This is a genomic window from Enterocloster sp. OA13, assembly GCF_022440595.1.
GTDB classification, from domain to species: domain Bacteria; phylum Bacillota; class Clostridia; order Lachnospirales; family Lachnospiraceae; genus Enterocloster; species Enterocloster hominis.
In genome coordinates this window covers 5,942,425-5,964,389 of record NZ_JAKNTF010000001.1, presented here as the reverse complement: position 1 = coordinate 5,964,389, position 21,965 = coordinate 5,942,425, and the positions used below count along the sequence as shown (strand labels likewise).

The window sequence follows — 21,965 nt, the reverse complement described above, 5'->3', positions numbered from 1 at the left end:
GGCATCACCTGGCTGTATCAGGCATCGCCGGACATATCCCCATCACCCGGCAGTACGCTCAATATCCAGCACCCCTTCAATCTGGCGTATCTTATCCGTAAGACGGTTCAGTTCCTCCGTGCCGTGGATATCAAACGTCATGATGATGGTTGCCTTGCCCTGTTTGCTGGTCCTCACATTCATGGAGGTGATGTCAATCTGTTTTTCCGTGAACACCTTGGATATATCGGCAAACATGCCAATCCTGTTATTGGCAAATATCTTAATCTCCGTGGAATACTGCTCGTTGTTGGTGGCTCCCTCGGCCATCTGCCACTCCGCGTCAATGAGCCTGCCCCGCTCATCCTCAGGCAGGTTAATCATGTTGATGCAGTCCGTGCGGTGGATGGATACGCCTCTGCCCCTGGTTACGAATCCCACGATTTCATCTCCCGGGACAGGGTTGCAGCACTTGGAAAAACGCACTGCCAGGTCATGGATGCCCTTAACCACGATGCCGCTCTTGGACTTGCGCACCGTTGCCTCGCCTGAACGTCCGGCCGTGTCCGCAATGCCGTTGAGCACATCCTCATCCGTGATCTCGCGCTTTAATTTCTTCTCGCGCTCCTCCAGCATCTTGTTAATGACCTGGCCTTCCTTCAGGCCGCCGTGCCCAATGGACGCCAGGACGGAATCCCAGTCCTTAAACGCGTAACGGTTCATGACCTTTTCCATGAACTCGGGCTTGCTTATCTCAGACCAGTTAATCCCCTTGGCCTTGCAGTAGCGCTCAATGGAATCACGGCCCCGGACGATATTGTCATCCTTCATCTGGTTCTTGAACCACTGGTTAATCTTATTCTTAGCCTGGGTGCTCTTGACAATATTCAGCCAGTCCCTGCTGGGCCCCTTGGAATTCTGGGACGTGATGATCTCCAGCTGGTCGCCGTTCTGGATTACATATTCTATGGGCACCAGCTTGCCGTTGACCCTGGCCCCCACCATCTTATTGCCCACTGCACTATGTATACAGTATGCAAAATCAATAGGAGTAGAACCGCTGGGAAGCGTCTTCACATCGCCGGATGGGGTAAAACAGTATACGCTGTCCGAAAACAGGTCCAGGTCACCCTTGACCATGCTCAGGAATTCCTTGGAATCATCCGTATCCCTCTGCCATTCCAGTATCTGGCGCAGCCAGCTGAGTTTTGCCTCCTCACTGCCTGCCGCTACCTGGCCGCTGCCGCTCTCCTTGTACTTCCAGTGGGCCGCGATACCATATTCCGCTGTCCGGTGCATCTCATAGGTGCGGATCTGGATCTCAAAGGGCTGCCCATTGCTGCCGATCAGGGTTGTGTGCAGCGACTGGTACATATTCTGCTTGGGCATGGCAATATAGTCCTTAAAACGCCCGGGGATAGGTTTATACATCTCATGGATCACGCCCAGGGCCGCATAACAGTCCTTCACGTTATCCACCATGATCCTTACCGCAAATAAATCATATATCTGATCCAGTGTCTTATTCTGGTTCACCATCTTCTTATAGATACTGAAGAAATGCTTCACCCTTCCGCCAACCGTGGCGTCCACGCCAGCTTCCTTCATATGGTTCTTAACTTCATCCACGATTTCCTGGACAAAGGCCTCCCTGGCATCCTTGCGCAGGTCTACCTTTTCCACCAGGTCATAATAAACATCCGGTTTGAGGAATTTAAGCGACAGGTCATCCAGTTCAATCTTAATCTTGGAAATACCCAGCCTGTCGGCAATGGGCGCATATATCTCCATGGTCTCCCTGGCTTTTTCCTTCTGCTTCTCCGGCTTCCAGTACTGTCCGGTGCGCATGTTGTGCAGGCGGTCAGCCAGTTTGATGATGATGACGCGGATATCCTTTGCCATGGCAAGGAACATCTTGCGCAGGTTATCTGCCTGGATTTCCACCTTATCCTTGTCCCAGTTCAGCTGGGTCAGCTTCGTAACCCCGTCCACCAAAAATGAGACCTCGGAGCCGAACTCCTTGGTCAGCTGGTCCAGGGTCATGATTGTGTCCTCAACCACATCGTGGAGCAGCCCAGCGGCAATGGTCTCCTTATCCATCTCAAGGTCGGCCAGTACAATGGCCACACAGAGCGGATGGATGATGTACGGTTCGCCTGACTTGCGCTTCTGTTCCTTGTGCGCCTCATTGGCAATCCTGTACGCTTTTTCAATCATGGTAATATCATCGGACGGATGGTATTTACGGATGGTATTAATCAGGTCCTGATACAGTTCTTCAGGGCTTGTAAAGTCCGCCGGAGCTTCCAGTTCAATATCCAGTTTTTCTTTTGTTCCCTTTTCTGCCATATCTGCGGTCACCTTTTCCTATGGATAGTCAAGATACATTATAATTTTTTTTATGTAAAAAAGCAAGGGTAGGATGGAAAAAACCTAAGCGGGACCCTATACCGGCCCCGCTTCATCTGACTTATCATACACTGCTATCCCGTTTTTACTGCCATGCTTCACACGGTACATGGCCCTGTCCGCACGGTTAATCAGATCGTCCATGCGCTCTGTCTCCCTCTGGGCAAATGCAAGTCCCACCGATGCGTTGATCCTATGCCTTGTCCCGTCAGGCAGCTGTATGAAGGGACGCTGTTCATATCCCTCCTTTACCTTATTAAGGATGGTTTCCCGGTCGCCGTATCCGTAGAAGAAAAGTACGAATTCATCCCCTGACAGGCGCACCGCAACGCACTGTTCCGGGGCCGCCATATCAGCAAGCATGTCTGCCATGGCCTTTAAGTACCGGTCCCCCATCTCATGGCCGAAGTTATCATTGATATACTTAAGGTTATCCAAGTCACAGAACACCAGGGCATTGACCAGGTTCCTGTTATCATCCAGTATCTTCTGGCCTTCCTTTTTCAGATAAGCCGCATTATACAGCCCTGTCAGCTGGTCATGCTGGGAAATGTTCCGGAGACGCACAATCTCCTTATACGCATCCGTCTTATCTATCACCATACCGAACACGCCATTTTCCTCGGTCCTCTGACGGATGGAGACGGCGCGCCTGTTCCCGCCCTGGTCCAGGAAGGAATAGCCATCCTCCAGTTCTTCAATGCGTTCCATGCTCCCAAGGATATCCTGCCACTGCTTATAATCCATCTCTCCCACCGGTTTCCTCCGGTCCGGCCGGATATCCAGAAGGTGCCAGATGGACGGGCTAAGTTTGACCTTTCCGGCTTTGTCCTGGTATTCAAAGCTTCCCACATTATCCCCTGCGGACTCCATGGCAAAGGAATATCTGGAATAACTCTGTTCCAGCTTTGCAGCCATGTCATTTAACGCCTGGTGTATCCTGTCAATCTCCACAATGCCGCTTTCCTTAAAATGAACCTCCTCCGGCTTCTGGTCCGTTATATCCTCCTGAAGCTTCTGGATTGGCTTTAACACCATCCAGATGGCGATATAGGAAAAAATCATTGCGATTATAATGGAAAACAGATATACCCCCGCCACCATGATGACCGTGGAATAAGACAGGGCCGCCAGCTCCGAATGATGGCATACGGCCGCCACATACACTGCCCCTCCGTCCATGTAGCCATAGGTCTGGAGCACGCTCCGCACCCCGTCATAGGCCGTTCCTTTATAGTTCAGGGAGATGTGGCCGGTCTTTTCATCATATGCATACCCAGTGCCCTCCATCTCCGGGTCAACGCTGTATCTGATATTCCCGTCTGAAAGCAGCAGGACAGACATACCTTTATAAGGGGGATTGTCCAGTTTGAGATATGTGTCCAGCATATTCCTGCTGATTTCCAGTCCCATAATCAGGCGGCTCCCTTTCTTTTCCTGGGTCAGTACATAATATATGCATTCATCGGTAAAGAACCAGGTTCCGCCATTACTTCTGTTATCCCAGTAATATTCTGCATCAGCCCAGTTCCCGTCCGAAAGCTTGGGCCTCCAGTTCCTGGCCAGGGCAATGGAATAGCTGCTTTTGGGGTGTCCAATCACACAGCTGATATCGCCATAAGTGGAAGAATAGATATCTGGTTCGCCATCGTGAAATACCAGCGCCTCCCGGCTGTCCAGATTAATATAAAATATCCCATCTGCCGAAGAAGCATGGTTCAGGTTATCAATCAGCCGGTTCTGGATTTCCTCCTCATCTGACATCCGTCCCAGTTCTTTCTCCATGGTATTGGACAGCAGAAGCACATTGTTCATATAACCTGACAGCAGGGAGTTCTTTTCAGACACCTGGGACTCCATTACTTTATACGGACGGTTGGCTGTCCCGGAAAATGTGCCGGTTACCACCAGGCCAATACCAAATATGACACTCTGCAGCAGGATGGCAAGTAAGATTGCATTCCGCACCCTATTGCTTAACAAATATTTCTTCATAGGACGAATCTCCATTCCAGCAGGAAAACGGGGCAGTCACTACTGTCCAAATATAGCTTCTACCTGCTCATAAAACGCCTCAGCCTTCTTGTCATATTCCATGGCTTTCGCGGCTTCCTCCATGGACATTCCCTGATCCAGATATCCAAGGAATTCTGCACGGCCCTCCTTAAGCGAACTGCTGAAACAATCATTCAGGTCATTCCTGACATCATAAGAATTCTCAAAATCAAATCCGTATACCATCTGATAGGTACTGCTCTGCTCCAGTCCAACCTCAATGCCCTTTAAGACCTTTGGGCTTTCAATGAGTTTTTCCTGGTCCTGTGTCATGGGCTCATGGTCCACCGGCATATAGGACATGGAGGAAGCCAGTTCAAATCCCCTGTCAACCGTCAGCCAGCGGATAAAGTCCATGCTGGCCTGGTTCTCTTCCTGGCTGCGGTTGAATACCACCACGCCCGCTCCCTGCTGGATGGCTGTCTCCCGGCTTCCAGCCAGCACCGGATACTTATAAACCCCGATTTCCACAGGGACCATGTTCCCGTCCCGGTCCGCAACCTCATCCGGAAAATACAGTACGCTGGAGGACGAACCCACATATCCCGCCAGTACGGACTGCTTGATATCATCACTTCTGTACTTGCCGCTGGCCCCATAATACCCCTTGGTAAAGGGAATATAATAATTCAGGAATAACCGCCTGATATAGTCTTCATTTAAATCCGCCACAAAAGCGCCGTCCTGATCGTAATGATAGATATCAGAACCCATGGCATGGTTCATGGCTATAAAATAATTAGCCAGGTTATCCAGACCGATAAAAGGGCTTCCGTCCCCGTCAACATCAGGTGTGGCGTTGTCCGTCCATTCAAAATACCCCTGGGCCATCTGCTCCAGGCCGTCCCAGTCAGACATGTCATCAATTGAATACTGCGGATTCTCGTCCAGGAACTTATCCAGGCGGGTCTGGTTCATCAATAGCAGTTCCGTGGACTTGACCAAGGGCAGTATATAAAGCTTGCCGCCGATATATCCTTCCTCCAGATATGCCTGGTTGTACCACGAAAGTTCATCCTCTGACAGGTAACCGCCGGCATCCACCAGTCTCTCCCCGTGTTTATTTACCACGCCCACAATCATATCCCTGTAGGCCAGGGACATGTTGGCCATCTCCACGTCATTGGTGGATCCATTAAGGGTCAGGTCTATCTTGTTGGTAAGGTCCCCGATGGAACCCTGGCTGGAAGCCTCCACCACAACATGCTTCTTCGCGCCCTCAGTCTCATTATATTCCTTAATCAGCTGGTCCAGATACTGCTTCTGCGCATCGTTATAATAATGCCAGAATACCAGCTTTAATTCCCCCTGCCCTGTTTCTGCCGTTTTCGGAGCATTGTCCGCCGGCACACCGCTTTTACATGCCCCCAGCATAAGGGAAATGGACATCATACATACTACCGCTGCAATTCCTGCTTTCTTTTGTCCCATTTGGCCTACTCCTTTACTTTTTAAAAAATATTATTCTTATTGTACTACGACAGGGGGCTTTGTTCAAGGAATTATCCGTCCTTTTTTCCTGTATACAATTAAAAAAAGCCTCCCCTTTCACAGGAATAAGGCTTTTCTGTTACCAGCTGGCCGTCCGGTTAGCGGACCGGTTATCCAGTCATCCGTCTATTCATCCGGTCATCCGTCTATCTTCTATTTGCCCTCATAGATGATGGAAGATTCCACATCATACCCCTTAAGGTGCTCCCTGCCCTTGAGTCCTGCCAGTTCCATGACAAAACAGATTTTCACTACTTTGCCGCCCAGCTCCTCAATCAGCTTGATGATTGCCTCTGTTGTGCCGCCTGTGGCAATCAGGTCATCCACAATCACCACCTTCTGGCCGGGCTTGATGGAATCCTTATGCATCTCAATGGTGGCCTGGCCGTATTCCAGGTCATAATCCATGGAAATGGTCTCACACGGAAGCTTGCCCTTCTTGCGCACAGGTACAAAGCCCTTATGCTGCGCATAGGCAACCGGTACACCAAAAATAAAGCCGCGGGATTCAGGCCCCACCACCAGGTCATAATCCAGATCCTTTACCATATCAATCAGGCTGTCCACTGCCAGGCACAGTCCGTCTGCGTCCTGCAGGATGCTGGTCACATCCCGGAAAATGATTCCCGGCTCCGGGAAATCCGGTATGCTTCTTACATACTCTTCCAACTTCTTCATTTTTGTTACCTCTCTTCCGAATTCAGTTTCTTCCATAACCATTATACTTGGTTCCCGTCAGGCTGTAAAGCCCATACTTGGGTGCCGCGGGGCGGGGCGGCCCGCCATATTATCTCCCAATTGAAACGCAAATACGATTGTCTATTGAAGGGTGCGCCTGTTTTCAGTATAATGGTACTGGAAGCTGCTTTTTTCTGCGTATTTGTGCGGGACTTTCCAGAAAGGTACGGTTAAGATCATTATGGATATAAAACATTATAAAATCACGGTCACATCAGAGGAATGCGGATACCGGCGGTCCACAGAGGACGCCGCGGACCTGACCGCCTATCTTCTCTCCCCCATGCCCCAGGCCCCGGGGCGTCTCCGTCCGGCAATCGTCATCTGCCCCGGCGGAGGGTATGGCTTCGTATCCCCCAGGGAAGACCAGCCCGTAGCCATGGAATTCCTGGCAGCCGGATACCAGGTATTCGTGCTCCACTACCATGTGGCTCCTGAAATATTTCCCCTTGCCCTCATGGAACTGGCCCGTTCCGTGGCACTCATAAAGGCCCACAGCAGGGAATGGTGCATTGACAGTTCCCAAATCATCGTCTGCGGATTTTCAGCAGGAGGCCATCTGGCGGGGTGCATGGGAACCATGTGGAACCGTGAATTCCTCTATAAGCCCCTTGGCCTTACCGCTGAAGGGATACAGCCGGGAGGCATGATACTCTGTTACCCGGTGATTACATCCGGGGAATACGGACACCAGCGCTCCTTTTCCCAGCTTTTAGGCGCCGGGGCAGACCAGGATCCGGCCATGCGCAGGCTGGTGTCCCTGGAGCATCAGGCAGGTCCCCACGTGCCCAGGACGTTCCTGTGGCACACCTGGACGGACCAGACCGTGCCGGTGGAAAATTCCCTGCTCTTCGCGTCCGCCCTGAGGAAAGCCGGGGTGAGTCTGGAGATGCACATTTATCCGGAAGGATGCCACGGGCTGTCCCTTGCAACGGAGGAGGTATCCGACCATACAGGAGACTGCCTGGTCCCCCACTGCCAGGGCTGGATAAACCTGGCCAGGGAATGGGTGGCACACGGTCCAAATACCGGGGAAAGGACGGAATGATATGTTAAAAGAAGAACGTCAGGCATTGATACTGAACAAACTCCACACCTCAGGCAAGGTGGTGGTCAGCCGGCTGGCAGTGGAACTCAATGTATCGGAGGACACCATCCGGCGCGACCTGTTGGATCTGGACCAGAAGGGCCAGGTAAAGCGGGTCTTCGGCGGCGCCATCCCCATGGAACGGCCGGTCATCAACTTCTTTGACCGGGAAACCACGGATGTGGAATTGAAGCAGCGCCTGTCCTCCAAGGCGCTGGACTTCCTTGAAAAGGACCAGCTGGTAGCCATTGACGGCAGCAGCACCAACCTTCAGTTTGCAAAAAGCATTCCTAATAACCTGAAGCTGACCGTGCTGACCAACAGCTACTCCATTGCCCACGCCTGTTCCATGAAAGAGCAGGTGGATGTAATCGTGCTGGGCGGCACCCTGTTAAAGGAATCCATGACCAATGTGGGCGAGATTGCCGCCAGCCAGGCAGCCCTCTACCACCCGGACCTGTGCTTCATGGGCGTTTACGCCATCCATCCCGAGTACGGGATGACCATCCCCTACCCGGATGAGGTAAGCATCAAGCGCCAGCTGATCCAGACCTCCAGAAGGGTCATCGCCCTTGTCAACCCGCTTAAGCTGAATACTGTATCCAGATACCATGTGTGCGGGATTGAGGCATTTACCACCCTGATCACGGACAGCGATGTGTCCGGGGAGATGGCGGTGGACTATCGGAATAAGGGGTTGGATTTCATATAAGGGATGGGAAATGCCATCATGCCGAAGTTTGCGTTACTTATGCGGTATTTTCTTTTCCTTTTACGTGTTCATTCAGTGCAAATATATAAAAATCGCATACTAACGCATTTTTTTGCATTATTTTGCTTGACATCATATATATATGCGCTATAATACACTTAGAAAACAATTGGAGAAGGGCAGGGACACTGTCCGGGATATTTTAGGAGGGTAATTACTATGAAATTTTTTGTTGACACAGCCAATGTAGAAGACATCAGGAAAGCAAACGACATGGGCGTCATCTGCGGCGTAACCACCAACCCATCCCTGATTGCCAAAGAAGGCAGGGATTTTGCAGAAGTGATTAAGGAAATCACCTCCATCGTGGACGGACCAATCAGCGGCGAGGTTAAGGCAACCACCGTTGATGCCGAGGGCATGATTAAGGAAGGCCGTGAGATTGCCGCCATCCATCCCAACATGGTTGTTAAGATTCCTATGACCGTTGAAGGCTTAAAGGCTTGCAAGGTGCTGACAGCAGAAGGCATCAAGACCAATGTGACACTGGTATTTACCGCTGCCCAGGCCCTCTTAGCCGCACGTGCAGGCGCTTCCTACGTATCCCCGTTCCTGGGCCGTCTGGATGACATCTCCATGCCGGGAATCGACTTAATCTACGACATAACCGAGATTTTCCAGATGCACAACATCGAGACTGAAATCATCGCAGCCAGCGTGCGCAACCCAATCCACGTAATTGACTGTGCCAAGGCAGGCGCCGACATTGCCACTGTTCCTTATAAGGTAATTGAGCAGATGACAAAGCATCCTTTAACCGACCAGGGAATCGAGAAGTTCCAGGCTGATTACAGGGCTGTGTTTGGGGAATAATTGAAATCAGGCAGAAACACAACGAAGGAATGTGACGCAGGAGATACCTGCGCCCCATTCCTTCTTTTAATATAATCCATATATCCCATACGGTCCTATACCGTATTCCTACACTGCAGCCCTATACCGCAATCCCAAGCACCCCAACATAGTATCCTATAATACCCACCAGCATGAGTATCAGCACAACCAGGACAGGAGATACCTTTTTCTTAAGCAGCATCCAGGTGCCGATTATCAGGCCGAAGGGAAGCATATTGGGCAGAAGGCCGTTAAGTACATCCTGGAAGATAACCGTTGTCTGGCCCACGGTAATCTGAAGAGGCACATACACCAGTACCTTCTGGGCGCCCATTGCGCCGATTACCATCAGGCCAAGGATTCCGAACGCGTCCGTAAGGCGTGTGATGGAGCCAGAGCCTTCTCCCAGAATATTCATGACGGACACGCTTCCCTGCTTATAACCCATCTGATACAGGTTGTAGCCCAGCACCAGCATGATTCCGGTAAAGATTACGAAAAACAGGATTGGGCCTGAGAAGTTGCCCTTCAGGGCCAGGGCGCATCCAAGGGATACCGCGATTGGATAGATGATGCCGCCTGCAAGGCTGTCCCCGACCCCGGCCAGCGGTCCCATGAGGCCCGTCCTCAGCCCGTTGATCATCTCATCCGATATATCAGCGCCATTGGCCCGCTCTTCCTCAAGGGAAGCACAGATGCCGGGAATCACGTTGCCGATAAAGGACGGCTCCGTGTTAAAGAATACCAGATAGCGTTTTAATGCGGCCTTGATGTCCTCAGGATCCGTGTAAAGCCGTTTAATCACAGGAAGCATGGCCAGCACATTGCCGGATGCCTGCATTCTTTCATAGTTATATCCAACTTCTGCGCCAAGGCCGATGAGCCAGTGCTTCACCAAATCTGATTTGCGCAGCCTGATTTTCAATTCCTGTTTTGGTGCTTCCTCCACAGCCTCCACATATTCCTCTGCCGCTTTTTCCGTAGACGCATAGTAGACAATCACTGCCACACACGCCCCAAGGATGGCCACAGCCATGATTCCAAGGTCCAGGAAGGTGGTAAGGAAAAATCCGATTACGAAGTAGGGAATCATTTTTTTCTTGCCCAGATAGTTAAGCAGCATGGCAACGCCAAGTGCGGGAAGCAGGTTGCCGGTCACGCTCAGCGCATTGACAAATCCCTGGGGAATCTGGCCCAGCAGACGGTTGAAGAAATCCCCGCCTAAAAACATAAGGATGAAAGCAGGGGTTCCATTGACCACAAGGGACGTAAGCTGGGGGAACAGCCATGCATTAAAGAATATCTTGTTCAGTTCACCCTTTTCAGCATTTGCATCCAGACGGTGTACCCAGAACACATTCAGTGTCATCTGAAGGTTCCACAGCAGCACGCCTAAAAGCCCGATGGGGATGGCCAGCGTGATGGCCAGCTCCGGCGTTGCCTTGGCCAGTATGGTAATGGCGGTCCCGTACACGCCTGCGATACCGATGTTGGACGGCATGGTGCCGCCTGCGGAAATCCAGCCTATGTAAGCCAGGTTAATGGTTGCCCCTGCCATAAGGCCCAGGAGCGGGTCCCCCAGTATCAGTCCCACCACGGTACCGTTAATAAGCGGATAACAGAAAGGCCAGGTGATGGGGCTCCAGACCCTGCCGCTGGCCAGGTTGGCCGCAATTGCAATTAATAAAGCTTGGATAATGATCATACTCGTAACCTCCTTCTTTTGTCATGTCAACAAAAATCTCCCAATGTATACAGTGCTTTGCCCGGTCCGGACAGCCACTCTGCTCCCTGCCCCGTTACCAGCGCCTCATCCTCCATACGGAAGGATATCCATATCGTTCCCGCCCCCTTTTCCAAATCATATGGATAAACCCCGTTCTCCAGGGCAAAGACCATTCCCGGCCGCACGATCTCGCAGCAGTCGTCGCTGATATTGGGATACTCCGTCACGTTCAACCCGGTGGAATGTCCGCTGGAATGTACCACCTGGCTTCCATACCTGGATTTTCTCAGATACCCCTCTATTTCCTTATTAATATCCGATACTGGAATTCCCGGCTTTAATATGCGGAAGCCGGCATGCACACATTCCCTGGCTGTTTCCGCCATCTCCACATACTGCTCCGGGGCCGTATGTCCCAGATACATTACCCGGGTCAGGTCAGAAGCATATCCGTCAATATGGCCGCTGATATCCACAAGCACGATATCCCCGTGGTCAACAATCCGGTCCGTGGCATAGCTGTTGAAGGTATGGTACTTATCCCTGCCTGAATTCACGGTGAGATATGAAATCTTATCCACTCCCCCCGCTGTCATGCGGCTGGCTATGCCTCTTGCAATCTCCTTTTCCGTTGTAATACCGGGACGGATCTGGCTGAAGGTATCCCGGATTGCCTGTTCCGTCACGTATCCGGCTGTCCGTATCCGGTCAATCTCCCATCCTGTTTTTACCATGCGGGCTTTCTGGATTGCCCCGGTCCCATCCACAAAGCGCAGGCCGTCAAATGCATCCACCAGTTCCTTTAAAATATTGAGGGACCAGAAATAATGCTGCCCGTCCCCGGCTTCCAGCCCAACCGTCTTAACCGGGTAATCCAGGCTGGATATGAACTGTCTCATGGCATCAACCGGTCCTTCGGAATTAAGGGGTCCCAGGTCCCTGGATTTTGTACCAGCCGCATAAATGGCGGGACACCATGCCACATTCCTGACCGTTGACTTTTCCAGTACCCGTAAGGAAATAGCCGGCTCCCCTTTCTTAGGGACAAATACCAACACGGGCCGGAACAGGCTGGAGGTATACCACGAACGGTACGCCGTGGAATAAAATATATTTTCAGGGGATGACAGCAGAAGCATATCTAGCCCCTCTGCCTCCATCTCCTTTTGAAGCTTTTTTACATGGGCTTCATATTCCTCTTTGGGAAAGGATTTTAAATAATCCGGAAATTCATTCATAATCTGCTCCTTCCATCTTTCTTATATGGTTGACTCCTCTTACCGGACTCTGTTTCAGGCATACTGTTTCAGGCCCCCTGTTTCAGACACCCTGTTTCAGGATAAGAGTTTCCTTATGTTGACCTCCTTCTCACTTGGCACCAGCTGGTAATAAATCTCCACCCCGCTGTCAATGATCCTCCTGAAGCACTCCGTCTCATCCTCATTGGCGGAAACATTTTTATTAAATGTCTTCCTGCCGGGCTTTGCCCCCATCCCTCCAAGGATGATCTTGTCAAATCCCACGCCTGACTGAAGCAGACGTTCCAGTACCTGCGGCACCTTTACAAGTACCATGATATGTTCCTTGGCCAGGGGCGCCTCCTTCAGAAAGCCTTTTGCATGCTCCTGATCCATGATCATGACCTCCACGCCCACGGGTGCAGCTGCCTTGTAAATCCGCTCCATCAGTTTGTTCCTGGACAGCTCGTCATCAATAATAAGGATTTTATTGATGGGATATTGTTTAATCCATGCAGTCACCACCTGCCCGTGGATTAAACGGTCGTCAATCCTGGTTACTAAAATATTCTTCATAAAAACCTTCTCCTTTCACATATATACCTTTGGTCATCAAAGCGCAATCTGCTGCAAAAATGCATCACAGTCATAGATACTGCCCTTTGCCACATCCTCCAGTCCCTTTACCGCGCCTGCCATATCCTGGGACATCCTCCGGTTAAGGACCTCCAGCAGAAGCGGGAAGTTCACGCCTGTAAAGTGGCTGAACCCGCACTCCCCCTGCAGCTGCATCATAGTGTTAAAGGGGGTTCCGTTCATCAGGTCGGTCAGCACAAGGACTTCCTGTCCCCGGCTTTCCGACTGCAGGATGGACTCTTTAATACGGTACCTTAACCCGTCCACATCGCAGCCAAGTTCCAGGCTGTAAGCCTCCATCTCCTTCTGTTCACCAAATACCAGCGCAGATGCCCTTATGAATTCTTCTGCAAGTCTTCCATGCATGAAAAGTATGATTTTAAACATTTGCCTCTCCTCCCGTTAAATAATTGATAAAACCTGGTATGACATCATCCGGACAATTGTCCAGCAGATATACGATTTTTGAAGAAAACAGCATGAAATCCAGATTGCACATATCTATGTGTACCTCCCTTATGCGTGTCCCCGGGCTGTCCAGGACAAATATGCAATGATTCTTTTTCAGGCCATTAACTGAATATATATATTGGATTCCTTTTAAAGCGGATATCCGGATTAACTCACTGCCCGCCCTGTCATCGGGGCTGTCCGAAGCCCTGATATCACACCCGATATCATGCAGGTCATTGATGATCCTTATGAGTTCCAGGTGATACACGGATGTACTCTCGCTGGTCTTCCAGAACAGTTCCTGGATGTTCTTAAAGTCCCTGTTTTCCAGTATGGGGGAGACAAACACATACGGTATGGAATGCTCATCCGTATCCAGCATGGCCGTGGATATGCAGAAGTCATAGGACTCCCTTTTGGCCGTACGGTACCCGTCGCTGGCGCAGGTATCAAAATTCCACTGCGGGAACCTCTGCTGCAGCCTCAGTTTGGTCAGGTTGGCAATGCTTTTGGTCATATCCGTCACAAACAGCACCCTGGCATGCTCGGACTGCCTCACGGTTTCCCCCAGGATATAGAGCATTAAAAAGCTGATTTCGTCCACGCTCAGTTCAGGCAGGCCGAACTTCCTGGCCAGTATGCAGCAGATGATCCTGCACACATTAAGCGTGCTCTGATAATCCTTAATCAGAAGCTCCATAAGCGGATTGCTGGCAGGCGTGCGGCCCAGCAGACGCTTCAGCATAAGGTTGATGTGGGAAATCACATTTTCGCAAAAGCTAGGGTTTTCCCTTAAGTTTATATTGGTGATGGTGGTAAATGCGTCGATGAAATCTTCACAGAACAGCCGGAACACCTCATCCCCGTTTCCGTTTTCCCCGGTTGTCTCAAACATATGTGTCAGCAGGAATATATTCTTCAGCCAGACACGCTCCGGCAGAGGAAGCTCCATGTGATAATGCCCCCATATCCTGTTACAGACCTCTTCCACTTCATTCTCCAGCGGCCCAGCCAATCCTCCCTGGAATCCTGAGGTCCCTGCCTCCGGTTCCATGACGCAGCTGTTTTTCAGGCGGTATACCATCACCAGAAGATTTAGGGATACATTCACAAACTCACTGTCATCAAACCTGTAATCATGCGTCTCCTCCATCCGTCCAAGAAGCTGGTTCACAAAACAGATGTCGTCCTCCCTGAATATGTCCAGGACCGTGCTCAGCGTATCCGGGTGGGGCAGGCTTGCGTCATCTGCCATTTCCCCGTTCCTTACCAGGGCCGCATTGGGATTTAATATCCGGGAAAGGATATACACCACTGCCTGGCGTATGTCCCGCTCTTCACCGGCAATGATGGTCCCGTCCATTGTCTTCCTTATATGCAGTGAGAAACGTCCGAACAGTTTTTCCAAATGCATGAAATCACTGTGGATTGTACTCTTGCTGACATAATACTTATAGGCCAGGGATGCCAGCGATGTATATTCATCTGAATACAGAAGCAGGTTCAGGGCAATATCCATCCTTCTGGAATCCTTTTCCCAGGTCTGCCCGCCTGCGCTCTGTCCTGCATAGGCCAGGTAAGACAGGTGGTTATTCAGCTTTCCCTTCTGCTCCCCTCCTATCCTGAGACGGATTCCCACACCGCTTTTCTTATCTATCACTGCCCCGAACTCATCCAGGAACTTCTGCACCTGTTCCAGATCCCTTCGCAGTGTCTTCGACGAGGTATCCAGCTCACCAGCGTAAAAGTCAATGGGCTGGAACTCCTGGTCATGGCTTAAAAGCATATTCATAAATGATATCTGCCTTTTATTCATTCATCATCCTCCTAGCTAGAATTATAGCAATGCACCTGAGAAAAATTAAGGCGGGGGCCTTTTGTAATTATGTCCACATTATTATGGACACGGCTATACACCTGTTTTCCCCATTGCATTTGAAAACAAATGAAAAAATAAGAAAAAACTTTAAAATAGTTGACAAATTTTAAAAATAATTATATATTTATACTAACAATATGAAAGAAGGTGACAGAAATTGAAATTTGCTGGAAGAATGAATTCCTTTATGTTTAAAGGGAACTATGATTTGTTCCAGACCATTGATGCTTACCGTGACCTGCCGGGCATCACCCACCTGGAATTCAACTATCCTGAGCATCTGCAGGGGTATGACCTTGAAGAAATCAGACAGCATATGGGCAGCCTGGGGGTGAACGGCGTTGCGCTGAGATTCCGTGGAAATGAGTTCATGGAAGGGGAATTTACCGGAACAGACCGTGAGGTAAGCCGGCAGTCCGTAGAGCTGTGCAAGGAAGCCGCAGATGCATGCCAGGCACTGGGGGGACAGGTCATAACCATATGGCTGGGTTTTGACGGATTCGACTATCCGTTCCAGGTTGATTATGAAAAAAACTGGAATATAATAGTCAGGTCTTTTCAGGAAATAGCAGATTATGCCGGGGAAAAGGGGTTAAAGGTAAGCATTGAATATAAACCATGTGAACCCAGGGCATTTTCCATGATTGACGGCATCGGACTTACGCTCCAGATGATTGATGAGGTTGACCGTCCCAATATCGGGGTGACCCTGGACTTCTGCCATATGCTCATGAAGCGTGAGAATCCTGCTTATTCACTGGCGCTGGCCGCGCGCAAGAACAAGCTGTATGGCCTGCACATGAACGATGGTTACGGGGAACTGGACAATGGACTGATCTTCGCGTCCGTCAGCCTGCCCCAGGCCCTGGAATTCGTATATTACCTTAAAAAGTACAGATACGATGGGGTCGTATTCTTTGATTCATTCCCTGTCCGCGAGGCAGCGGATCAGGAAGTAAGCGCTAACATTGAAGCATTCATGGCTTTATCCGATGCCATTGACAAATACGGCATGGACAGGATTGAGGATGTCATGAAAGGACAGGACGGTATCAAGGCCCAAAAGCTGGTACTGGACATGTTCTCAAAATAATAAACATCAACTAAAAAGGAGGAGTTACACATGAAAAAAAAGGTATTGGGGATTTTGGTCACATCAGCAATTGTAGGTACCATGTTAATGGGATGCGGTTCCGGCAGCGGCGGGACCACAACAGCCGCTCCCGCAGCTGCTGTTGAAAATGATACGAAGGCCCAGGATTCCAAACCTGAGGAAAGCGCCCAGGAAACCCCTGCCGCTGAAACCGAAGCAGTCAGCAGCGAAGGCTTTAACCCGGACAAGGAAGCCGGGGTCAGCATTGAGGATGTACGTGAACAGTTCGGCAGCGCGGTTCCCTATGGAAGCCAGGAAATCGTTGCAGGCGCGGTTGCAAAGCAGTTCCAGAATGAATACTGGCGTACCTTAAAGGAAGGTTATGAAGAGGGCGCCAGGCTGGCGTCAGAAGCCGGAATCAACATCAAAATCGATGTCCAGGCAGCGCTGGATGAAAATGACGAACAGGGACAGCTTGCAATCCTTAACAACATGATTAACAAGAAATATTCCGTCTTACTTTTATCCCCTATCTCCGACGGCAACCTGGTTCCCGGTGTGGAGAGCGCGGTGGAGAAAAACATTCCTGTGCTTAATGTAAACGACGGCCTGATTGCCAATGCACCTAACTTTGTAGGACCAAAGGCAGACCAGAACGGCGAACTGGCCGCAGAGTGGATTTCAAAGCAGCTGGACGGCAAGGGACAGGTAGCAATCGTAATCGGGATGCCAAAGGCATTTGCGGCAAGGCAGAGAACCGAAGGCTTTGAAAACTGGATGGCGGCCAACTCACCTGATATTGAAATTGTTGCCAAACAGAATGCGGACTGGGACAGGAACAAGGCAAAAGAGCTGACAGAAACATGGATTAAGAATTATCCTGACTTAAAAGCCATCTTCTGTAACAACGATGGCATGGCGCTGGGCGTTGTGGAGGCAGTAAAGGAATCAGGAAAGGATATCCTGATTGTAGGCGTGGACGGAATCGGCGAAGCATATGACTCCATCCGTAAGGGTGAATTAAGCGCCACCATTGATTCCTTCCCATTCTATAAAGCACAGATAGCGCTGGAATGCGCACTGCGTGAACTGGCTGGCCAGGAACTTCCAAGAGTCATCTGGACACCGCAGGCATTGATTGATTCCACCAACGTGGATATGGATGCAAAAGAAATCATCAACTGGGTTCCAACAGAATATAAGGCACAGTAATATAAGGGATTCAAACATGGGGCCGATGCAAAACGCTTACTACGGTTTTGCAAAGGCCCCATGGCCGAAGGAGGAATGCAAATGGAAAATTCCATAGAATTCAAACAGATAGGCAAACAATTTTCCGGTGTGCGGGTTTTAAAAGATATCAGTTTCTGTGTGGCAAAAGGTGAGGTACATGCGCTCCTGGGGGAAAACGGGGCCGGTAAATCCACCCTGCTGAATATCCTTCACGGTGTCTATCAGGAATATGAAGGCGGAATATGGCTGGAGGGGAATAAGATATCCTTTAAGAATCCCAACGAGGCCATCCGGAAAGGCCATATCGTAAAAGTCCACCAGGAAGTGAATGTGGTGCGTGACCTGACAGTGGGGCAGAATATCACCCTGGGATATGAACCCCATCATGGCATCATGGTTGACTACCGCACCCTCAATCAGTCCGTGAATCAAATCCTGGACAGGCTGAAATGCGGCTTCAGGGCCGAGGACATGGCCAGCCGCCTTACGGCAGGGGAAATGCAGATGCTGGCAATCGCCAAGGCGCTCTTCCACAACGCCCAGGTCATCTCCCTGGACGAGCCGACGGCTTCCCTGACAACAGGTGAAACCGCATCCCTGTTTAAAATCATCCGGGAGCTTAAGGATTCCGGCATCACAATCATCTATGTAAGCCACCGGCTGGAAGAAATATTCCAGATATGTGACAGGGCCACCATCCTAAGGGACGGAGCCTATATCACCACGCTGGAAGTCGGGAAGATCAACAGGGAAACCCTTATCCGGCACATGGTCGGCCGTGATGTGAATGCAGTCGCATCCAGGATGAGGGAAAGCTGTGTACAGGATGAGGTGGTGCTCAAGGTAGAAGGCCTGAGCCGTAAAGGAGTATTTGAAGATATCAGCTTTGAGCTGAAAAAAGGCGAGATATTAGGTTTTGCCGGACTGGTAGGTGCGGGCAGGACCGAGGTCATGAGGGCCATCTTTGGGGCCGATGCCAAACATGCCGGGAACATTTACCTGAAGGGCAAGGAAGTAAACATACGCAACACCCAGGATGCCCTGCGCCTGGGAATCGGGCTTCTGCCCGAGGAACGCAAGACCCAGGGCTTCGTGAACATGATGACCAACATCGACAACACTGCCCTGTCTTCCATTGAAAAATACCTTACCAACCGGTTTGTGGACGACAGGAAAAAGCGCAGGAATTATCTTAAGTATGAAAATGAACTGAACATCAACCCTAAGAAGCCGGACTACCTGACCCAGAACATGTCCGGCGGTAACCAGCAGAAAATCATACTGGCCCGCTGGATGTCCACCGATGTGGATATCCTTATATTCGACGAACCCACCAAAGGCGTGGATGTGGCTGCAAAGGCAGAGATATACAGACTGATGGAAGACATTGTCCACAGCGGCAAATCCATCATCGTTGTCTCATCTGAGCTTCCTGAGGTCATGGGAATCAGTGACCGCATGGTCATAATGTGCGAAGGCAGAAAAACCGGCGAACTGCTGAAAGAAGAATTTGCAGAACAGGTAATCTTAAACTATGCGATGGGAGGAAAAGACAATGGGGAAAGGAAATAATAATCAGCAAAGAACACTGCCGCATATAAATCTTGGCGGTGCTGTCCGCGAAATAGGGGTTTTCGTTGCATTGATCATCATGGTTATCATATTTGCCTTGATTGATTCCTCCTATGTGACGGTCGGGAACTTTGTGGACATAGTCAAACAGGCAACCATCAACGGCATCCTGGCCATTGGGATTACATTCGCAATCATATCCGGCGGTATTGACCTGTCCCTGGGCAGCACCTTTGCAATCGTCATCGTGGCGGTGGGCCAGCTTACGGTCATGGGAGTCCCGCCCCTGGCGGCCATTGCCGCAGGCGCCGTGCTCGGTACCTTCATGGGTTCCATCAACGGCCTGCTGGTAACCAAGATGAGGCTTCAGCCATTCATAGCAACACTTGGCACCATGAGCGTTTTCCGTGGGATTGCCTATGTGGTCACAGGCGGGTGGCCGGTCCTTAACATACCGGATGCCTACAGGAAATCACTTGGCGCAAAGGTAATCGGCGATGTCCCCATCTCCATATTCGTACTGTTTGCAATTGCCGTCATCGCCCATATCCTCTTAAAGAAAACCAGGTTTGGAAACTACTTATTTGCAGTGGGCGGCAATGAGGAGGCTGCGAAATTATCCGGCGTCAACGTGGACCGGACAAAAATCCTGGCCTACTCCATGTGCGGGTTCTGCGTTGCCTTTGCAGGAATGATCATGCTGGCAAACCTGGGAACCGGCGAACCGGCAACCGGGCAGGGCTATGAGCTGGACGCCATTGCCGCTTCCGCCATCGGAGGAACCAGGATGGCCGGAGGAAAAGGCAGTATCCTGGGAACCTTTTTAGGGGCGCTGTTACTTGCCGCACTGAAAATCGGATTAATCATCACTGGTGTAAGTACGTTCTGGCAGTATATCGTGACAGGCATCATCATCGTCATCGCTGCTTATTTTGAGGAAATCCAGAGCAAGCTGTCCTCAAGATTTTCCAAGGCACAAGCATAATAATGGAGATGGGATAAATGGATGGAAAGGTTGTTGTTATAGGAAGCCTGAACTATGATATAATCCTGAAAACAGACAGGATGCCCCTTAAAGGGGAGACACACAGCGCTGAAAGCGCGGATTGCTGCTGCGGCGGAAAAGGCGGGAACCAGGCAGTTCAATGCGCCAAATTAGGCATCCCCACTTATATGTCCGGCCATGTGGGAAATGACTGCAACGGGGATATCTTGATACAGGGCCTTAAGGCATACGGGGTGGACACCACCTATGTCAAACGCGCATCAGCGGCCAGCGGCATGGGAATCGTACATACCTTACAGGACGGAAGCGTCTTTGCCACCATAACCAGGGGCGCCAACCATACAATCGAAACGAAAGATGTCGATGAAATAGCCCATCTTCTGGATGGACAGACGGTTCTGGTCCTGCAGATGGAAATCCCGAAGCAGGTCCTTGAATATGCGATTAAAACCGCCGCCAAAGCGCGGTGCACCATACTGTTTAACATGGCTCCGGCCATGGAGTTTGATGAAACATACATGAAAATGTGCCACTATCTGATCATGAATGAGGTGGAAGCACAGTTTTATACCGGAAAAGAATTAACCTCTGTCCCCGTGGCAAAATCCGAACTGATTGCATTTGCCCGGGAAATGGGAAATACATGCATTTTCACCCTGGGAAAGCAGGGCGCCATGGCATGCCGGGACCATGAATTCCATTATAAGGAATCATTTTCCGTAAAAGCAGTTGAAACCACGGGCGCCGGTGACTCCTTTGTGGGCGGGCTTGCATACGGGATACTGAATCATATGGACTTAGGCAGTATGCTGGACTTTGCCACCTGCTGCAGCGCCCTGACCGTCCAGAATACAGGCGCCCAGGGCTCCATGCCTGATATCCGCGCCGTCCTGGAATTTTGCAGCAGATACTCAAAATGAGATACAAAAAGTGAAACAATGGTAAATTTGACAATCTTGGCATTTCATGTATACTTTATAGTGAAGATTTATGTGAATGATACAGGGGAGGGGTCTGATGATTCCATACGAAAGACGGCAGATATTGCTGACTGAATTAGAAAAACAGGATATGGTAACCCTTAGTGACTTTGCCAAGGCACTACATGGTGTATCTGAGTCTACAATAAGAAGGGATTTGAAAATTCTGGAGGGCGAAGGCCAGATTGTCCTTCTGAGGGGCGGCGCGGCCAAAATCAAAACCGGTTCCTACGACACCCCGATTCATTCCAGAGGCTTATATAAGATTAAGGAAAAGGAAGCAATCGCAAGGACAGCCGCCCAACTGGTACATGACGGCGAGGTCATATACATTGATTCCGGGACTACCTGCCTGAAAATGATTTCTTACCTTAAGAATAAAAGGATCACCGTTGTTACGACCAATGCCATGGTTGTCCCCAGCATCTTAGAAACAGATATTAATGTGATAATGATTGGCGGGGATGTATTAAAATCCACAGCATCCATTGTTGGCAGCATAACGGATAACAGTTTAAAGGATATGTTCTTTGACAAGGCTTTTATCGGCGCAACCGGATATGATTTACAGTCCGGCATCAACACCCCTGACAGCAGGGAAGCCAATAAGAAAAGGATTGTCAAGGGAAACTCCTCTGAAGTATACGTACTGGCTGACAGCTCCAAATCAGGCAAACGCACCATGTGCAAGGCCATGGAACTGTCTGAATGCACGATCATAACCGAACAGGAGACAGAACTGTTAAAAGAGCATGCCAATTACATTCTCGCTAAGGATTAGGAG

Annotated in this window: 18 protein-coding genes; 9 read left to right on the top strand and 9 right to left on the bottom strand. The window is 50.2% G+C overall.

Annotated elements, in window-relative coordinates; genetic code table 11:
* Positions 1 to 42: 42 nt before the first annotated feature.
* From MCJ35_RS26625 to MCJ35_RS26610, 4 genes are all read right to left on the bottom strand, one after another.
* Positions 43 to 2,328, bottom strand: a complete 2,286-nt coding sequence (locus MCJ35_RS26625) for a RelA/SpoT family protein (RefSeq protein ID WP_025484401.1) — start codon at positions 2,326 to 2,328, stop codon at positions 43 to 45.
* Between the two features lie 96 nt (positions 2,329 to 2,424).
* Positions 2,425 to 4,383 (bottom strand): sensor domain-containing diguanylate cyclase, encoded by a 1,959-nt coding sequence (locus MCJ35_RS26620; protein ID WP_025484403.1) that lies wholly within the window; start codon positions 4,381 to 4,383, stop codon positions 2,425 to 2,427.
* Between the two features lie 39 nt (positions 4,384 to 4,422).
* A complete protein-coding gene (locus MCJ35_RS26615) occupies positions 4,423 to 5,874 on the bottom strand; it encodes an extracellular solute-binding protein (RefSeq protein ID WP_025484404.1) in 1,452 nt (483 codons plus the stop codon).
* A 213-nt stretch (positions 5,875 to 6,087) separates the two neighbouring features.
* Complete coding sequence (locus MCJ35_RS26610) at positions 6,088 to 6,612, bottom strand: adenine phosphoribosyltransferase (RefSeq protein WP_008723691.1); 525 nt, start codon at positions 6,610 to 6,612, stop codon at positions 6,088 to 6,090.
* Positions 6,613 to 6,853: 241 nt separating this feature from the next.
* Here MCJ35_RS26610 and MCJ35_RS26605 point away from each other — a divergent pair, with 241 nt between their 5' ends.
* From MCJ35_RS26605 to fsa, 3 genes are all read left to right on the top strand, one after another.
* Positions 6,854 to 7,720 carry an alpha/beta hydrolase gene (locus MCJ35_RS26605; RefSeq protein ID WP_240299707.1) on the top strand — a complete coding sequence of 289 codons (867 nt, stop codon included), beginning with the start codon at positions 6,854 to 6,856 and terminating at the stop codon, positions 7,718 to 7,720.
* 1 nt (position 7,721) lies between these two features.
* The gene (locus MCJ35_RS26600) at positions 7,722 to 8,471 is read left to right on the top strand and encodes a DeoR/GlpR family DNA-binding transcription regulator (protein WP_008723686.1); all 750 of its coding nucleotides are present in this window, start codon (positions 7,722 to 7,724) and stop codon (positions 8,469 to 8,471) included.
* Positions 8,472 to 8,690: 219 nt separating this feature from the next.
* Entirely contained in the window at positions 8,691 to 9,344 is a 654-nt protein-coding gene (gene fsa / locus MCJ35_RS26595) for a fructose-6-phosphate aldolase (protein WP_008723684.1), read from the top strand.
* A 121-nt stretch (positions 9,345 to 9,465) separates the two neighbouring features.
* On the opposite strand, the gene MCJ35_RS26590 is transcribed toward fsa, so the two are convergent.
* The 5 genes from MCJ35_RS26590 to MCJ35_RS26570 all read right to left on the bottom strand — a co-directional run bounded on the left by MCJ35_RS26590 (position 9,466) and on the right by MCJ35_RS26570 (position 15,234).
* A complete protein-coding gene (locus MCJ35_RS26590) occupies positions 9,466 to 11,070 on the bottom strand; it encodes a PTS system mannose/fructose/sorbose family transporter subunit IID (protein ID WP_051400611.1) in 1,605 nt (534 codons plus the stop codon).
* Between the two features lie 26 nt (positions 11,071 to 11,096).
* Positions 11,097 to 12,329 (bottom strand): M24 family metallopeptidase, encoded by a 1,233-nt coding sequence (locus tag MCJ35_RS26585; RefSeq protein ID WP_025484407.1) that lies wholly within the window; start codon positions 12,327 to 12,329, stop codon positions 11,097 to 11,099.
* 96 nt (positions 12,330 to 12,425) lie between these two features.
* Complete coding sequence (locus MCJ35_RS26580; RefSeq protein WP_025484408.1) at positions 12,426 to 12,905, bottom strand: PTS sugar transporter subunit IIB; 480 nt, start codon at positions 12,903 to 12,905, stop codon at positions 12,426 to 12,428.
* 36 nt (positions 12,906 to 12,941) lie between these two features.
* A complete protein-coding gene (locus tag MCJ35_RS26575) occupies positions 12,942 to 13,352 on the bottom strand; it encodes a PTS sugar transporter subunit IIA (protein ID WP_025484409.1) in 411 nt (136 codons plus the stop codon).
* Positions 13,345 to 15,234, bottom strand: coding sequence for a BglG family transcription antiterminator (locus MCJ35_RS26570; RefSeq protein ID WP_025484410.1), 1,890 nt, complete (start codon positions 15,232 to 15,234; stop codon positions 13,345 to 13,347). Before MCJ35_RS26570 ends, MCJ35_RS26575 begins: the two co-directional genes overlap by 8 nt.
* Positions 15,235 to 15,484: 250 nt before the next feature.
* Between MCJ35_RS26570 and MCJ35_RS26565 the strand changes: the two genes are divergently transcribed.
* From MCJ35_RS26565 to MCJ35_RS26540, 6 genes are all read left to right on the top strand, one after another.
* Complete coding sequence (locus tag MCJ35_RS26565; RefSeq protein WP_240299706.1) at positions 15,485 to 16,390, top strand: sugar phosphate isomerase/epimerase family protein; 906 nt, start codon at positions 15,485 to 15,487, stop codon at positions 16,388 to 16,390.
* Between the two features lie 30 nt (positions 16,391 to 16,420).
* A complete protein-coding gene (locus MCJ35_RS26560) occupies positions 16,421 to 17,602 on the top strand; it encodes a sugar ABC transporter substrate-binding protein (RefSeq protein ID WP_025484413.1) in 1,182 nt (393 codons plus the stop codon).
* Positions 17,603 to 17,683: 81 nt separating this feature from the next.
* Positions 17,684 to 19,195 carry a sugar ABC transporter ATP-binding protein gene (locus tag MCJ35_RS26555; protein WP_025484414.1) on the top strand — a complete coding sequence of 504 codons (1,512 nt, stop codon included), beginning with the start codon at positions 17,684 to 17,686 and terminating at the stop codon, positions 19,193 to 19,195.
* Positions 19,179 to 20,180, top strand: a complete 1,002-nt coding sequence (locus MCJ35_RS26550; RefSeq protein ID WP_008723671.1) for an ABC transporter permease — start codon at positions 19,179 to 19,181, stop codon at positions 20,178 to 20,180. Before MCJ35_RS26555 ends, MCJ35_RS26550 begins: the two co-directional genes overlap by 17 nt.
* A 17-nt stretch (positions 20,181 to 20,197) precedes the next feature.
* Entirely contained in the window at positions 20,198 to 21,121 is a 924-nt protein-coding gene (locus MCJ35_RS26545; RefSeq protein WP_025484416.1) for a ribokinase, read from the top strand.
* 97 nt (positions 21,122 to 21,218) lie between these two features.
* A complete protein-coding gene (locus MCJ35_RS26540; RefSeq protein ID WP_025484418.1) occupies positions 21,219 to 21,962 on the top strand; it encodes a DeoR/GlpR family DNA-binding transcription regulator in 744 nt (247 codons plus the stop codon).
* The last annotated feature ends 3 nt before the right edge of the window (positions 21,963 to 21,965 follow it).

Coding starts and splice junctions, on each gene's coding strand:
- MCJ35_RS26625 (WP_025484401.1), bottom strand. CDS start 2,328: ATGGCAGAAAAGGGAACAAAAGAAAAACTGGATATTGAACTGGAAGCT.
- MCJ35_RS26620 (WP_025484403.1), bottom strand. CDS start 4,383: ATGAAGAAATATTTGTTAAGCAATAGGGTGCGGAATGCAATCTTACTT.
- MCJ35_RS26615 (WP_025484404.1), bottom strand. CDS start 5,874: ATGGGACAAAAGAAAGCAGGAATTGCAGCGGTAGTATGTATGATGTCC.
- MCJ35_RS26610 (WP_008723691.1), bottom strand. CDS start 6,612: ATGAAGAAGTTGGAAGAGTATGTAAGAAGCATACCGGATTTCCCGGAG.
- MCJ35_RS26605 (WP_240299707.1), top strand. CDS start 6,854: ATGGATATAAAACATTATAAAATCACGGTCACATCAGAGGAATGCGGA.
- MCJ35_RS26600 (WP_008723686.1), top strand. CDS start 7,722: ATGTTAAAAGAAGAACGTCAGGCATTGATACTGAACAAACTCCACACC.
- fsa (WP_008723684.1), top strand. CDS start 8,691: ATGAAATTTTTTGTTGACACAGCCAATGTAGAAGACATCAGGAAAGCA.
- MCJ35_RS26590 (WP_051400611.1), bottom strand. CDS start 11,070: ATGATCATTATCCAAGCTTTATTAATTGCAATTGCGGCCAACCTGGCC.
- MCJ35_RS26585 (WP_025484407.1), bottom strand. CDS start 12,329: ATGAATGAATTTCCGGATTATTTAAAATCCTTTCCCAAAGAGGAATAT.
- MCJ35_RS26580 (WP_025484408.1), bottom strand. CDS start 12,905: ATGAAGAATATTTTAGTAACCAGGATTGACGACCGTTTAATCCACGGG.
- MCJ35_RS26575 (WP_025484409.1), bottom strand. CDS start 13,352: ATGTTTAAAATCATACTTTTCATGCATGGAAGACTTGCAGAAGAATTC.
- MCJ35_RS26570 (WP_025484410.1), bottom strand. CDS start 15,234: ATGAATAAAAGGCAGATATCATTTATGAATATGCTTTTAAGCCATGAC.
- MCJ35_RS26565 (WP_240299706.1), top strand. CDS start 15,485: ATGTTTAAAGGGAACTATGATTTGTTCCAGACCATTGATGCTTACCGT.
- MCJ35_RS26560 (WP_025484413.1), top strand. CDS start 16,421: ATGAAAAAAAAGGTATTGGGGATTTTGGTCACATCAGCAATTGTAGGT.
- MCJ35_RS26555 (WP_025484414.1), top strand. CDS start 17,684: ATGGAAAATTCCATAGAATTCAAACAGATAGGCAAACAATTTTCCGGT.
- MCJ35_RS26550 (WP_008723671.1), top strand. CDS start 19,179: ATGGGGAAAGGAAATAATAATCAGCAAAGAACACTGCCGCATATAAAT.
- MCJ35_RS26545 (WP_025484416.1), top strand. CDS start 20,198: ATGGATGGAAAGGTTGTTGTTATAGGAAGCCTGAACTATGATATAATC.
- MCJ35_RS26540 (WP_025484418.1), top strand. CDS start 21,219: ATGATTCCATACGAAAGACGGCAGATATTGCTGACTGAATTAGAAAAA.